This window comes from Streptomyces sp. NPDC044571 (assembly GCF_040647115.1).
GTDB lineage: Bacteria > Actinomycetota > Actinomycetes > Streptomycetales > Streptomycetaceae > Streptomyces.
Genome location: NZ_JBEZBN010000055.1, coordinates 1 through 13,104, shown reverse-complemented (window position 1 = coordinate 13,104; position 13,104 = coordinate 1). Strand labels below are relative to the sequence as shown.

General features: G+C 73.9%; 11 protein-coding genes and 1 pseudogene. 9 read left to right on the top strand and 3 right to left on the bottom strand.

Features of this window, described 5'->3' with window-relative positions; translation table 11 throughout:
* Nucleotides 1–106 precede the first annotated feature (106 nt).
* Nucleotides 107–1,378: a molybdopterin molybdotransferase MoeA gene (locus tag AB0B01_RS25020; protein WP_361723203.1), complete on the top strand. Its 1,272-nt coding sequence runs from the start codon at nucleotides 107–109 to the stop codon at nucleotides 1,376–1,378.
* Between the two features lie 43 nt (nucleotides 1,379–1,421).
* Here the strand turns inward: AB0B01_RS25020 and AB0B01_RS25015 are convergent, their stop codons facing one another.
* The gene (locus AB0B01_RS25015) at nucleotides 1,422–2,153 is read right to left on the bottom strand and encodes a hypothetical protein (protein ID WP_361723200.1); all 732 of its coding nucleotides are present in this window, start codon (nucleotides 2,151–2,153) and stop codon (nucleotides 1,422–1,424) included.
* A 199-nt stretch (nucleotides 2,154–2,352) separates the two neighbouring features.
* Between AB0B01_RS25015 and AB0B01_RS25010 the strand changes: the two genes are divergently transcribed.
* The 5 genes and pseudogenes from AB0B01_RS25010 to AB0B01_RS24990 all read left to right on the top strand — a co-directional run bounded on the left by AB0B01_RS25010 (nucleotide 2,353) and on the right by AB0B01_RS24990 (nucleotide 7,481).
* Nucleotides 2,353–2,733: a nuclear transport factor 2 family protein gene (locus tag AB0B01_RS25010; RefSeq protein WP_361723197.1), complete on the top strand. Its 381-nt coding sequence runs from the start codon at nucleotides 2,353–2,355 to the stop codon at nucleotides 2,731–2,733.
* A gap of 66 nt (nucleotides 2,734–2,799) precedes the next feature.
* A pseudogene (locus AB0B01_RS25005) lies at nucleotides 2,800–3,570 on the top strand (tRNA (adenosine(37)-N6)-threonylcarbamoyltransferase complex transferase subunit TsaD); the annotation flags it as partial.
* Between the two features lie 286 nt (nucleotides 3,571–3,856).
* The gene (locus tag AB0B01_RS25000) at nucleotides 3,857–6,244 is read left to right on the top strand and encodes a SpoIIE family protein phosphatase (RefSeq protein WP_361723194.1); all 2,388 of its coding nucleotides are present in this window, start codon (nucleotides 3,857–3,859) and stop codon (nucleotides 6,242–6,244) included.
* Between the two features lie 57 nt (nucleotides 6,245–6,301).
* A complete protein-coding gene (locus AB0B01_RS24995) occupies nucleotides 6,302–6,853 on the top strand; it encodes a hypothetical protein (protein WP_361723191.1) in 552 nt (183 codons plus the stop codon).
* A 118-nt stretch (nucleotides 6,854–6,971) separates the two neighbouring features.
* The gene (locus AB0B01_RS24990) at nucleotides 6,972–7,481 is read left to right on the top strand and encodes a hypothetical protein (RefSeq protein ID WP_361723188.1); all 510 of its coding nucleotides are present in this window, start codon (nucleotides 6,972–6,974) and stop codon (nucleotides 7,479–7,481) included.
* A gap of 79 nt (nucleotides 7,482–7,560) precedes the next feature.
* On the opposite strand, the gene AB0B01_RS24985 is transcribed toward AB0B01_RS24990, so the two are convergent.
* Complete coding sequence (locus AB0B01_RS24985) at nucleotides 7,561–7,704, bottom strand: hypothetical protein (RefSeq protein WP_361723185.1); 144 nt, start codon at nucleotides 7,702–7,704, stop codon at nucleotides 7,561–7,563.
* Nucleotides 7,705–7,849: 145 nt separating this feature from the next.
* Here AB0B01_RS24985 and AB0B01_RS24980 point away from each other — a divergent pair, with 145 nt between their 5' ends.
* Entirely contained in the window at nucleotides 7,850–10,393 is a 2,544-nt protein-coding gene (locus AB0B01_RS24980) for a tetratricopeptide repeat protein (RefSeq protein WP_361723182.1), read from the top strand.
* A gap of 13 nt (nucleotides 10,394–10,406) precedes the next feature.
* Here the strand turns inward: AB0B01_RS24980 and AB0B01_RS24975 are convergent, their stop codons facing one another.
* Nucleotides 10,407–11,573 (bottom strand): CopD family protein, encoded by a 1,167-nt coding sequence (locus AB0B01_RS24975; RefSeq protein WP_361723179.1) that lies wholly within the window; start codon nucleotides 11,571–11,573, stop codon nucleotides 10,407–10,409.
* A 216-nt stretch (nucleotides 11,574–11,789) separates the two neighbouring features.
* Here AB0B01_RS24975 and AB0B01_RS24970 point away from each other — a divergent pair, with 216 nt between their 5' ends.
* On the top strand, nucleotides 11,790–12,518 hold the full coding sequence (locus AB0B01_RS24970; RefSeq protein WP_361723176.1) for a YafY family protein: 729 nt from the start codon (nucleotides 11,790–11,792) through the stop codon (nucleotides 12,516–12,518).
* 36 nt (nucleotides 12,519–12,554) lie between these two features.
* The gene (locus tag AB0B01_RS24965) at nucleotides 12,555–12,989 is read left to right on the top strand and encodes a nuclear transport factor 2 family protein (RefSeq protein ID WP_361723173.1); all 435 of its coding nucleotides are present in this window, start codon (nucleotides 12,555–12,557) and stop codon (nucleotides 12,987–12,989) included.
* The last annotated feature ends 115 nt before the right edge of the window (nucleotides 12,990–13,104 follow it).

Genomic DNA, 13,104 nt, shown 5'->3' with positions numbered 1-13,104 from the left:
CCTCACCTCCGCCTCACGTCCGCGGCCCGCGGACGGTGAGCGGATCGGAGCGCCGCGGCAACCCTCCCGGTGACGCCCGGAAACGCCGCGGGGCGAAGGTCGGACCATGCCTCCCGCGACCGCCACCGCCCCGTCCGGCCCCGCCACCGCCCCTGCCCCCGCCACCGCCCGCGCCACCACCCCGGCCCCCGTCCTTGCATCCGACGCGCCGCCACGGCATCCCGCGGTGTCCTGGGCGCGGGCCCGGATGCTGGCGCACGGTGCGCCCGGGCCGGTGGCCCCCCGTACGGTGCCACTGGCCGAGGCCGCGGGGCTCACGCTGGCCGCGGAGTTGCGCGCCCTGCATCCGCTCCCGGCGTTCGACACGGCCGCCATGGACGGCTACGCGGTGGCAGGCCCCGGTCCCTGGCGCGTCCGCGGGGCCGTCCGCGCCGGTGCGGCCTGGTCGGGCGTGCTGGGCGCTGGGGACTGCGTGGAGATATCCACCGGAGCCCAGGTCCCGGCCGGGGCGTGCGCCGTGCTGCCGCTGGAGTCTGCGTCGGGCGGCGGCGGTGACCGGGTGTCGGGCCCGGCGCTGCCGCCCGGTCGGCACATCCGCAGGACGGGCGAGGACTCGCCGGCCGGTGGCTGCCTCGCTCCGGCGGGTACGAGGATCGGCCCGGCGCTGGTCGGGCTCGCCGCTTCCTGCGGCCACGACACGCTGGAGGTACGGCCGCGGCCCCGGGTCGGCGTACTGATCACGGGGGACGAGCTGGAGCACGCGGGCCGACCGGGCCCCGGAAGGGTCCGCGATGCGCTCGGGCCGCTCCTGCCGGTGCTGGTCACCTCGCTGGGCGGCGAGACCTGCCGGGTGCGGCACGTTCCCGATCGGCCGGCGGGGCTGCTGGCCGAGGCCGTCCAGGCGCTGCGGAGCGTCGATGTCGTGGTGGTCACGGGGTCCACGTCGGTCGGCGCCACGGATCAGCTGCGCCGCCTGCTGGACGAGGCCGGCGCCCGGATGGTCGTCGACACGGTCGCCTGCCGCCCCGGACACCCCATGCTGCTCGCGGAACTCGACCCCGGCCGCTGGGTGGTGGGGCTGCCCGGGAACCCGTACGCCGCCCTGGTCGCCGCCCACACGCTGCTCGGCCCGCTGATCGCCGGCCTGTCAGGGCGTACGCTCGGTCCACTTCCGCAGGTACCCGTCACGGGACCGGTCCGGCCCGCTCCCGGACTGACCCGGCTGGTGCCCGCCACCTGGGACGGGCCGGGAGCCAGGATCACCGACGGACACGGCGCGGCGTTCCTCCGAGGGGCCGCCGTGGCCGACGCGCTCGCCGCGATCCCGCCCGGCTGGGCCGACGGCGACCCGGTCCCGCTGCTCCTGACACCCACCTGACAGGACCCGAGGCCGCACCGGCGGTTCGCGCCGGTCGCCGGGGTCAGGCGGCCGAGTCCCAGGCCCTCGTCAGCCCCTCAAGCCAGGCAGGCGGCAGTTCGGCCGCGTCCCACTCCTCCCGCAGCGCCGACGGCTCCGTGACGAGGCGTTCCAAGACGGCGATGCTGGTGGGGGAGTGGAGGAGGGAGTAGCGGCCGTGGATCGCGATGGCGCTGCCGGGCCCGTACTGCGCGTACAGCTGTTCCAGGTGTACGCGGTGGGCCGAGGCGAACCGCGTCAGCCGGCCCGCGTACCCGGTGCGCTCCCGGGTGCTCATCGTGCCGAGGACGGCGGTGAGCACCTGCTCGGAGACCTCGGGATCGAGGTCGGAGACCGCGGCGAACGAGGGGTAGAGGGTCCCGACGGCCACCTTCGCCCGCTCCAGCTCCATCCTCCCGACCGGGCGATGGGCGTCCGCGGAGCCCTGTGACGGATCGGCGCCGACCGCGTCCCGCAATGCCCGCTCGGCGATGTCGGCGAGCTCGTCTCCGACGGCGTGCGCGCCGTCGAGCCAGCCGGACGCGTAGGGCTCGCCCTTCTCCCGCGGGGCGCTCTCCCCGCTCCTGCTGATCTCGGTGTGCGCGACGGCGAGTGTGCCGGCCTGGACGAGTCCGATCAGCTCCTCCGCGTGTTCCGGGTGGACCCCCGCCCGGCCGAGGAGATGGACGAGTGTCGCCTTCGCATTGAGGACGCTGACCGCGTCCAGCTGCCGTAGCCCTTCCCCGGCGGGGTTCATGGGGTCCTCCTCGATCATTTTGGCGCCGGAGCGAGCCTACGCAGGAGGGACCCTGCGTTCAGCCCTTCGCAGGCGATTCCCGGCTCGCCGACGGCCGCCCGCGCGGTCGCCGCGCGGCTCCCCGCCGGCCGGTCGGCCGGATGCGTCCGACCGGCGCGGTGCGCCGCGCCCGAACCGGGTGTGAACCTACGGTGGCGCCATGACCGATCCCGAGAAGAACAAGGCCACGGTCAAGGCCTTCTACGACCTGATGTTCAACCGGTGCCGCCCGGCCGAGGCGATCGACGCGTACGCCGGGGACACCTACATCCAGCACAACCCGCACGTCGGCGACGGCAAGCAGGCGTTCATCGACTACTTCGAGCGCATGGCCGCCGAATACCCCGGAAAGCGCGTCGAGTTCAAGCGTGTCTTCGCCGAGGGCGACCACGTGATCCTGCACTGCCACCAGACCTGGCCCGAGGAGGAGTACGCGGGCATCGACATCTTCCGCCTCGACGAGGACGGGAAGATCGTCGAGCACTGGGACGTCCTGCAGGCCATCCCGCCCACCTCGGAGAACGACAACACCATGTTCTGACCGGTGCGGCGGCGGGCTCGGGCAGAGGCCGGTCCGGAGGCGGCGCTTATTGCACATATATTGCAGCTCGCGTACGCGGCCGGCGTGCCGCTGTACGGCGTCCACCACCTGGCCGGGCACGTCGCCGCCGACACCCTCGAACACGGACCGCTGCCCTCACCCTGTGTGGTGCTGATCGTCTCCGGCGGCCACACCTCCCTGCTCGTACGGCACCTCGTCCGCGAGCCGATCCTGCACCTGGGCGACACCCTGGACGACGCGGCGGGGGAGTGCTTCGACAAGGTGGCCCGGATCCTGGGCCTGCCCTACCCGGGGGGACCGGCCATCGACAAGGCGGCGCGGGACGGCGACCCGCGGGCGGTGGTCTTCCCGCGCCCGCTCACCCGCCCGGGCGACGACCCGTACGCCTTCTCCTTCTCCGGCCTCAAGACGGCGGCGGCCCGCTGGGTCGAAGGCCACCGGTTGCGCGGGGAGGAGCTCTCCGTCGCGGACGGTGCGGCCGCTCTGCAGGAGGCCGTGGCGGACGTGCTGACCCGCAAGACGCTCGCGGCGTGCCGCGCGTATGACGTGAACACGCTGGTCGTGGTCGGGGGAGTGGCGGCCAACTCGCGGGTGCGGGCCCTGGCGGAGAAGCGCTGTGCCTCCGCCGGGATCGAACTGCGCGTCCCGTCCCTGACGCTGTGCACCGACAACGGCGCGATGATCGCCGCCGTCGGCGACCTGCTGGTCCGCTCCGGCGCCGAACCGGCCCCGCTCGACGTGTCCGTCGACCCGTCGGCACCGCTGGAGTACGCAGCTCTGACCCCCCGCGCCCGCCAGGCCGTCCGGGCCGCGTGAACCGCTCCCCGACGCGGAACCGGCCGGGGCGGCCGTCCGGGTTCGCGCAGCGGCCGTCCGGATGCGGCAGTGGCGCGGGGAGGGGCATCCTGGCTGTGTGACCGGGAGAGAGGCGTGACCCGGGCGCCGGACCACGGCGGAGGCGTTCCGTACGAGCCGGCCGTCCGCCGTGCCCGTGCCGAGGCGGGCGCGCGGCGCGGACCGCCCGCGCGTCGTACGGGGAACCACCGACGGGCGTCGCCCTGCCGCCGGCCGCGCGCCGGCCTGCGCAGTGGGGGGAGGCCTCATGAGCGAGATCCCCGGCTTCGATGAACTGCAGGGCCCCCTCGACGTGTCCCGGGCCGCCATGGCGGTCCTCGACGGCGGGGGCCGGGTGGTGGGCTGGAGCCCGGCGGCCACGGAGCTGCTCGGGTACACGGCGGCGGAGGTGCTCGGCCGGGACTTCGCCGAGCTCGTGACCGACGTCGTGGCGCCCGAATTCCTGCCGGGCCTGCTGCACGTGCTGCGGCTGCGCCACCGCGACGGGCACAGGGCGCCGGCTGCGGTGGCGGTCGTGGCCCTGTCGCCTGGCGGCGAGGAGCCCGGCGGCGCCGGGACGCGGCCCGCCCGGCTGCTCGCCATGGCGGACGCCGGCGCGACCGGGCAGTGGAACGCCCTGCAGTCGATGCTGCGCGGGCTGGCCACGCAGTCGCCCGTCGGCCTGGCCATCTACGACACCCGGCTGCGCGTGGTGTGGACGAACGCCGCCCTCTACAAGGAGATGGGGCCGGCCGAGTACGCGGGAGTCGGCCCGGACGACATGGTCACGCACGGGGTCGTCGTCTCTCCCGGCATGCCCGGCACGCTGGAGGAGGTCATGGGCGAGGTGCTCGCCACCGGCGAGCCCGTGATCGAACTGCACTACCGGGGCCGTCCGCCCTCCGCCCCCGACCGCGACCACGTCTGGTCGTGCTCGTACTACCGGCTGGAGGACCCGGCCGGAACACCGCTGGGCGTATGCGAGGAGACGGTCGACATCACCGCGCGCTATCTCGCCCAGCAGCGCCTTGAGCTGCTGGTCCGCGCCGCCAGGAGCGTGGGCACGACGCTCGACATGCACCACACGGCCCGGGAGTTCGCCGCCGTGACGACCCCGGCCTTCGCCGATGCGGTCACGGTGGACCTGCTGGAGACGGTGCTCCACGCCGACCGGCCGCGCAGCGTCACCCTGCCCGACACCCGGATGGTGCGGGTATGGCCTCCCGGGGAGCGTCCCGGCGGACGATCCGGCCCCGGCCCCGGCTTCGCCGATGTCCGGGCCCCTGCCCCCGGCCGCCCGGAACGCGAACCGGACCGGCTGACCGTACCGCTCCGCAGCGAAGGGACCGATCTGGGCGCGGTGTCCTTCATCTGGGAGCACCGCACCAACCCCTTCGACGACGGCGAACTGGCCGTCGCCGACGAACTCGTGGCGCGGCTCGCGGTGTGCGTCGACAACGCCCGCCGCTACGCCCGCGAGCACGCCGCCGCCCTGCTGCTGCAGCGCAGCCTGCTGCCCAGGCTGCTGCCCCGACTGTCCGCCGTGGAGCTCGCGTACCGCTACCTGCCTGCCGACAGCCGGGCGGGGGTGGGCGGCGACTGGTTCGACGTCATCGCCCTGTCCGGGACCCGGGTGGGACTGGTCGTCGGGGACGTGGTCGGGCACGGCCTGGGCGCCGCCGCCACCATGGGCCGTCTGCGGACCAGCGTGCGCGTGCTGGCCCGGATGGACCTCGCCCCCGACGAGGTCCTCGCCCGGCTCGACGACCTCGTCACCCAGGGCGCCGACGAGCGGGCCGCGGCGCGCATCGAGGGCGAGGAAGTGCCCGAGGACGAGGCCCTCGGGGTCACCTGCCTCTACGCCGCATACGACCCGGTGGCCGGGACGTGCACGATGGCGCGGGCCGGGCATCCGCTGCCCGCCGTGGTGGACCCGGACGACGGCACGGTGACCTTCCCCGAACTGCCGCCGGGACCGCCGCTGGGGCTGGGCGGCATGCCCTTCGAGTCCGTGGAGGTGACCCTCCCCCCAGGCAGCCTGCTGGCCCTCTTCACCGACGGCCTGGTGCGGAGCCGCGGCCGCGACCTCGACGAGCAACTCGACGTGCTGAGCGCTGTCCTGAGCCGGTCGGGCCGGCCCCTGGACGACCTGTGCGACGAAGCCGTCGGCGCCCTGCTGCCGCGCCCGGCCGACGACGACGCGGCCCTGCTGCTGGTCCGTACCCGGATCCTCGGCCGGCAGCAGGTGGCCGTGTGGGAGCTGGACGCCGACCCCCAGGCCGTCGGCCGGGCGCGGGCCGCGGCCTCCGCCCAGCTCCGCGCGTGGGGGCTCGACGACCTGGTGTTCACCACGGAGCTCGTGGTGAGCGAACTGGTCACCAACGCCATCCGCTATGCCGCGGACGGCCCCGTCCAACTGCGCCTGATCCGCGACCAGACGCTGATCTGCGAGGTCTCCGACAGCGGCCACACCTCACCGCACCTGCGGCACGCGGCCAACGACGACGAGGGCGGCCGGGGCCTGTTCATCGTGGCGCAGACGACGCAGCACTGGGGGACCCGGTACACGTCCACGGGCAAGATCATCTGGGCTGAGCAGGCCATGCCCACGGTGAAGCGGCCGACGACCGAGGGCCGCGGGGGCCGGCCGGATTGAGGGGATGGTGATCGATTGCTATAGCGTGCGCACGTCAAAAAGACGTACGCACGCCTCATGGGGGACTCCCGTATGACCTATCCGCCGCAGCCAGGCCCCGCCGCCCCGTACGGCCAGCCCGGCCCGTACGCCCAGCAGCCGCCGCAGGGGTACCCGCCCCAGCCCGGCTTCCCGCAGCAGCAGGCCCAGCCCCCCTACGGCGCCGCACCGCAGCAGATGTACCCGCCCCAGCAGCAGTGGGCTGCGCCGCCGCCGGCGCCGCCGGCCCGGAGCGGGGGCATGGGCTTCCTGAAGATCCTGAAGATCATCGGCGTCGTCATCGCCCTCATAGTCGTCGCCGTGGGCTACTTCCTGAGCCGGGACGACGCCGACCAGGCGAAGGTCGGGGACTGCCTGAAGAACAACGGGTCCACGGTCAGCCCCGACCTGCAGGTGGTCAAGTGCGGGACCACCGGGGCCGCCTACAAGGTGGTCGAGGTGATACCCGGCACCCTGGACTCCGCCCGGTGCGAAGGCAAGTCGGACATCGGCTACCACGAGCAGACCAGCGGGTCCCGGCGCCGGTCGGGCAAGCAGTTCGTGCTCTGCCTCAACGAGATCAAGAAGTAGGCGAGCGGGACCGAACGGGGCGGCGGGATCGAAGCCGCCACCGTCCGGCCCCGCCGTGCCGCGTCGTACCCGGTGTTGTTCCGGAGGGGCGGCGGCCCCGCACCGTACGGTGGGGGGCGTGACGGAACGTGCGCCGGGCGGCGTCGACGTGCGGCTGGTTGCGGCCCGGCTGAAGGAACGGCTCTACGCGACCATCACCATGATCTCCGTCGTCCTCGGACTCGTCGGCAGCGGTCACGTGGACGTACCGGGCGCGGTGGCGACGGTCGGCACCGCCTCCGTGAGCCTGTGGCTGGCCGCCCTGGTGGCCGACCAGCAGGCCCATCGAGTGGCACACGGCGCCCTCGCGTCGGGGCGGGAACTGCGGGAGATGCTCTTCATCAGCAGCCCTCTGCTGCTGTCCGCGGTCGGGCCGCTCCTGCTGATCGGCGCGTCCGCCCTCGGGGTCATGGGCCTGGAGACCGCCCTGGTGACGGCCGGATGGGTCAACGTGGCCGGCCTGTTCGCCTGGGGGTGCGTCGGAGGCCTGCGGATGGGCGGGGGAAGGATCTACGCGGTGCTGGCGGGCGGGATCGACGCGGCGATCGGCACGGCGGTCGCCGTGGTGAAGGCCGCCGCCGGACACTGATCACCGGATCCCGGTGGCGGCCCGGGTCGCCGCGGAGCCGTGGCTTCCGCCGGAAAGCGCCGGGTCTCGCGCCGACGGGTCAGGGGCTCAGGTCACCGGCGAGGCCGACCAGCCAGTCGACGGCCGCGCGGACCAGGCCGGCCAGCGCCGCTCCGGCCAGGGTGGCGGAGAGCCGGCTGTCAGGCCGACGGCGCCGGCAACGGCGGGGACGTGTACGGGACATGGCGGACCTCCTGGGATCATGCGGCCTGGTGTGCCGCTGTGCGGGGCATCAGGTAACCCTGCGGCCGGGGGATTCGGGCCAACCCCGGGAATTTGGCGGAACTTGGCGCGTACTGTCGTTGCGGCAGCAGCACGAGGGGACGCGCATGGCCGGCGAGGACGAGGCGGGGCGGCGGGCGGCACGCGAGCGCGGGGCGGAGGTCCTGCGGGACCTGCTGGCACGCGCCGGGAGCCCGGCTCCCGCCGAGCTCGCGCGGCGGTCACAACTGGTCGGGCAGCCGATCTCCGATCAGAGCGTGAGCAACCTGCTGGCAGCCAGGACCGCGGCCCGGACCCGGACGGTGGACGCGTACATCGCGGCTTGCCTCCACCGCCAGGACGACAACCCGAAGTTGGCCGGCGAGCGGGGAGCGGCCGGCTACTGGAAGGACCGGTTCGAGGACGCCTCGGGCCGCGGCGTCGCCCCGGAAGCCGGGATGGTGCGCATCGGAAGGCCCCCCACGGCCGCGGACGCCTTCGTGAAGCGCCCCGAACTCGCCCCGGTGGCCGAGGCGGTCGAGGCCGGCCAGTCGGTGGTCCTCACCCACCGCCGGAACGACCCCGTACGGGAGCGGGTGCTGTCGGGGCTGGGCGGGGTCGGCAAGACGCAACTCGCCGCCCAGTACGCACGGCAGGTCTGGCAGGACCGCGGCCTGGAGCTGATCATCTGGGTGTCCGCGCGCGACCCGTACCAGGTCGTCACCAGTTACGCCCAGGCCGCGGCCCGGCTGCTGGGCGCCGATGCCACCGAGCCGGAACAGGCCGCCGCCCGGCTGATGGAATGGCTGTCGGTCACCTCGCGGCGGTGGCTGATCGTGCTCGACGACGTCCAGCTGCCCACCGAGGTGCAGCCGTGGTGGCCCGGGCCGACCGAGGCCGGCCAGGTGATCGTGACCACCCGCTACCGCGGCGAAAGCTTGTGGCGCGAGGGGCGGCGGGTCGTCGAAGTCGGCATCTACAGCGCTCAGGAGGCGCAGGAGTTCCTGCTCGACAAACTCGCCCGCCACTCCCGCCTGTGGTCCGGTGAAGGCCCGGGTACCCCACCGGAGCAGCAGGTGGCGGCACTGGCCGAGGACCTGGGGCGGCTGCCGCTGGCGTTGTCGCACGCCGCCGCCTACCTGATCCAGGAGGGGAAGACGGTCGGGGCCTACCGGGCGGAGTTCGCCGAGTACCGCACGCGCCTGGAGGACCTGTTCCCCCGGCCGGCCGAGTTCCCGGACCCCTACCAGGACCCCGTGGAGACCACGTGGGCGATCTCGCTGGACCTGGCCTCCCGGCTCGTGCCCGGCGGTGTGGTGCCCGCTGTGATGCTGCTGGTCTCGCTCCTCGACCCGGCAGGGATCCCGCGCGACCTGATCACCGCGGACACCACCGCCCACCACCTCGCGGAACTGGTCGGCCGGGACGTGCAGGCACAGGAGGTGCACAAGGCCTTACGGGTGCTCCACCGACTGAACCTGCTCACCGACGACGAGGACGACCCGTGGCGCGAGGTGAAGGTGCACGCCCTCGTCCAGCGCGCCACCAGGGAGGCGGCGCGCCGGGAACCGGCGGCGGCCCAGACCTGGCGCGGCCGGGTACGGGCTGTCGCCGATGCCCTCGTGACCCTGGGGAACGAGCGGTTCAAGGCAGGCCTGCAGGAGTCGCTGCGGCTCAACGCCCGCGCCCTGGCCGGTCACGGAGGCGCGGCCCTGTGGGACCCGGACGGGCACACCCTTCTGTTCGGCCTGGGGGCGAGCCTCGGCCGCCACGGGGACGTCCACGGCGCGGCCGCCCACTTCAAGGAACTCGCCGCCACGGCAGCGGAGCATCTGGGCGCCGACCACCTCGACACCCTTCTCGCCCGCGGGCACTACGCGACCTGGCTCGCCGCGTCGGGACATCCGGCGCTCGCGGCGGAGGAACGGCGACAGGTGATCGCCGACCGGACCCGCGCCTGGGGGGAGGAGGACGTCCCCGAGAACCTCAACGACCGGGCCAACCTCGCCACGCACCTCGGCGAGGCCGGCGATACGGCGGCGGCCGTACGCGGGTTCGAGGACCTCGTCGAGCGCCGCACCCGGATCCACGGCGCCGACCACCCCCACACACTGGTCTCCCGGGGGAACCTCGCGCGGTGGCGCGGTGAGGCCGGGGACATCCCTGCCGCCATCAGTGCGCTGGCCGAGCTGGTGCCCCTGTATGAGCAGGCCTTCGGAGTGAACGGCCCCGAGACGCTCAGCGCCCGCAGCAACATCGCCAGTTGGCGCGGGGAGCTCAATCCCGCCGCGGGCCTCGCCGAGCTCCGGCGGCTGCTGCCCGTCGAGGTCCGCGTCTACGGCGCCGCCGACTCCCGGACCCTCGCCACGCGGCGCAACATCGCCATGCTGCTGGGCAAGAGCGGGCACATCGCGCACGCCGTCGCGGAGTTCACCGTACTGATCGCCGACTACGAACGGTTCCTCGACGCCGATCATCCGGGCGCCCTGTCCGCGCGCAGGGACCTCGTCGACTGGTTGATCACCGCCGGCGACCTTCCCCGCGCCCTGCCGCTCCTGCGGGATCTGCTCGCGGACCAGGCCCGGGTGCTGGGCCCCGGTCACGGGGCCACGGCCGAAACCCGCCGGTTCCTGGAGAAGATCGAGTTCATGCTGCGCCGCTACCGGCGCTGACGCGTCCGGCCGGTCAGGACGCTGCCGGAGCCGTGCGCCGGGCCAAGGCCTCTGAGGTCCTGACCGTGACGTAGAGCGAGGCGGCCAGGGTGAGGACGAGGAGGGCGCCCACGGCGAAGGTGCTGCCGCTGGAGACGGCCTGCGGGCTGCCCGCCTCCGAGCGGGCGGAGCCGCCGAGGAAGGGCACGACCGTCAGGACGGCGACCCCGAGGGCGACCTCGGCCCAGACGACCTTCGGGAAGTGTCCCAGCGTCAGGTGCAGCAGCGAGGACGTGGCGTCTTCGCGCCGGGCCCGGGTGATACGGGGCATCAGCCAGAACTGGTTGATGCCGCCGGCGGTCACCATGCCGAGGACGAGCAGGATCTTGACGAGCAGGAACAGGCCGTACGTGGTCGTCCAGAGCTGGCTGACGGAGCCGACGTGCTTCCAGCTCATCCACAGGCCCGAAGTGAGCACCGCGCCGACGCATATCAGGGCGACGAAGGCGAACCGGCGCCAGACGTCGGCCCACAGCGCGCCCGCGTCCTCGCTCAGTCGGCCGCGGGCGCCGGTGAGGACGGCGAGGAGGGCCAGGCCGCCCACCCACACGACGCCGCTGATGATGTGGGTCTGGCCGAAGACGAGGTCCAGCCACTTGTCCGCGTTCTTCGGCTTGGTGGCCGGCACCGCCGCCACCAGCGTCACCGTGAGCGTCAGGGGCAGGGCGGTCAGCGCGAGGGTGTCGGTGTGGCGGCGCGCCCGCGGGAGGAACAGGGCGATCAGGGCGGCGGACGCGAGGACCAGGACGACGTTCTGGACCAGGTAGATCGTTCCCTGGGCGATCCACGCCCCCTTGGCCGCCGGCGCGATCAGGAAGTCCGCCATCCGGTCCGGTGCGAGGGCGTCGCCGAACGGCATGCCCTTGCCCGCCCGGGCCACGCGGCCGGCGAGCTGGAAGTAGCCCGCGACCACGAGGACCACCCCGGCCCAGGCCAGGTAGCCGGCCGCTCTTCGTCTCATGGCGTCGGCATCGCCGCTGCGGGTATCCGGTGGGCGCAGTGCGGGGCGGACCGAGGCCGCGTAGGTCACGGTGGCGCCGATCGCCCCGGACAGGCCGAGGAAGTATCCGCACTTGGTGAGGATGCGCCAGAGCGGAGGCATGGCGTAGTCGGCCGAGGCGGCCAGGTACAGGGAGTTCATAAGGGAAGGCTAACCTAAAATAAGGTCAACCTAAATAAGCGGTCCGTCCATGGCCGGAGCACCCCGGCGCGCAGGCCGCCCCTGCCCGGACACACGGGCGTTGAGCGTGTGGGAGGCCCCGGCCGCTCCCACAGGTGGCCTCCCACAGGTGGCCGCTCCCCGTGAACACCGTTCAGCCGGACCGGCTCAGCCCGCTCTGGGCTACGGTCCTGTCCCGTGAACCGTACTGATCGCCTCTACGCGCTGGTGGAGGAGCTGCGCGCCGCATCTCCCCGGCCCAGAAGCGCCCGCTGGCTGGCCGGGCGTTTCGACGTCAGCACCCGGACCATCGAGCGCGACCTCGGCGCCCTCCAGCAGGCCGGTGTCCCCCTCTACGCCGAGCCCGGCCGCAGCGGCGGTTACGTCCTGGACAAGCAGCACACCCTGCCGCCCCTGGCGATCACGCCGGCCGAAGCCACCGCGCTGGCGGTGGGTCTGCACGCCCTGTCCGGGACGCCGTTCGCAGCCGATGCCCGTTCGGCCCTGCACAAGGTCCTCGCCGTCATGCCCCCTCGGGAGCGCCGGGCAGCGGACGAACTCGCCGGCCGCGTCCGGCTGGCCGCCTCCCCACGGCCGCCCGCCGGCCTGCCCCACGCCGTGCGGGAGGCGCTCTCCACACGAAGGCTCCTGCGCCTGCGTTACGCCGACGCGCAGGGCACCACCACCGACCGCACGGTCGAACCCCTGGGATTCCTGGGCGGCGAGCACTGGTACCTCATCGGTTGGTGCCGACTGCGCGCCGCGGTACGCGGCTTCCGCCTCGACCGCATCCGGGAGGCCGAGGCGCTGGCGGAGACACCACCGCCCCGCCCGGTGGACCTTGCCGCGCTCGACACCCTGGGCCGGGAGTTCGTCGCTCTCGACGCACTCGTAAACACCGACAGGGGGTTGTCGCCCAAGGCGTAGAGGCTGGTGCCCACACCGACAACGGAAAGGCATCCCATGTCTCCCCAGACCACCGCCCCCACGTCCGAAACGGCCCTGCTGACCCGGGAGCACGGCGCCGGACTGCTGGACGACTGGACGGCACTGTGGAACGGCGAACTCGTACGCGCCGAGCAGATCACCGCACCGGGCTTCCGGCTCCGGTTCGCGAACGCCGTCGAAGGAACCGGCACCGGCGCCACACTCGAACGCGGCGAGCTCACCGCCTTCATCGCGGCCCACCGCCAGAGCCTCACCGGACTGACCTACGCCGTCGACGGCGCGCCCGTCGTCGACGGGGCGCGCGGACAGCTCGCCGCACGGTGGACCGCGACGTACACCGACCGCTCGGGCGCACCCGTCACCAAGAGCGGCATCGACATGTTCTCGGTCACGGACGGCCGCATCGCCGCCGTGTGGTCGCTGACCGGCGACCGCCGCTTCGCCGCGTAGCCGCGGGCGAGGGCCCGCCAGGGCCCGCAGGCGAGAGGCTGCACCTGCTTCGCGGCGAGGGGCCCCGTACCGCCCGGTGGGGGCGGTACGTTCACCGTCGGGGGCGAGCCGGCGG

What these genes read in the sequence shown, in the direction of transcription:
- AB0B01_RS24975 (WP_361723179.1), bottom strand. Translation starts at nt 11,573, where the DNA reads ATGAACTCCCTGTACCTGGCCGCCTCGGCCGACTACGCCATGCCTCCG.
- AB0B01_RS24980 (WP_361723182.1), top strand. Translation starts at nt 7,850, where the DNA reads ATGGCCGGCGAGGACGAGGCGGGGCGGCGGGCGGCACGCGAGCGCGGG.
- AB0B01_RS24995 (WP_361723191.1), top strand. Translation starts at nt 6,302, where the DNA reads ATGGGGGACTCCCGTATGACCTATCCGCCGCAGCCAGGCCCCGCCGCC.
- AB0B01_RS25010 (WP_361723197.1), top strand. Translation starts at nt 2,353, where the DNA reads ATGACCGATCCCGAGAAGAACAAGGCCACGGTCAAGGCCTTCTACGAC.
- AB0B01_RS24985 (WP_361723185.1), bottom strand. Translation starts at nt 7,704, where the DNA reads ATGTCCCGTACACGTCCCCGCCGTTGCCGGCGCCGTCGGCCTGACAGC.
- AB0B01_RS24965 (WP_361723173.1), top strand. Translation starts at nt 12,555, where the DNA reads ATGTCTCCCCAGACCACCGCCCCCACGTCCGAAACGGCCCTGCTGACC.
- AB0B01_RS25000 (WP_361723194.1), top strand. Translation starts at nt 3,857, where the DNA reads ATGAGCGAGATCCCCGGCTTCGATGAACTGCAGGGCCCCCTCGACGTG.
- AB0B01_RS25015 (WP_361723200.1), bottom strand. Translation starts at nt 2,153, where the DNA reads ATGAACCCCGCCGGGGAAGGGCTACGGCAGCTGGACGCGGTCAGCGTC.
- AB0B01_RS25020 (WP_361723203.1), top strand. Translation starts at nt 107, where the DNA reads ATGCCTCCCGCGACCGCCACCGCCCCGTCCGGCCCCGCCACCGCCCCT.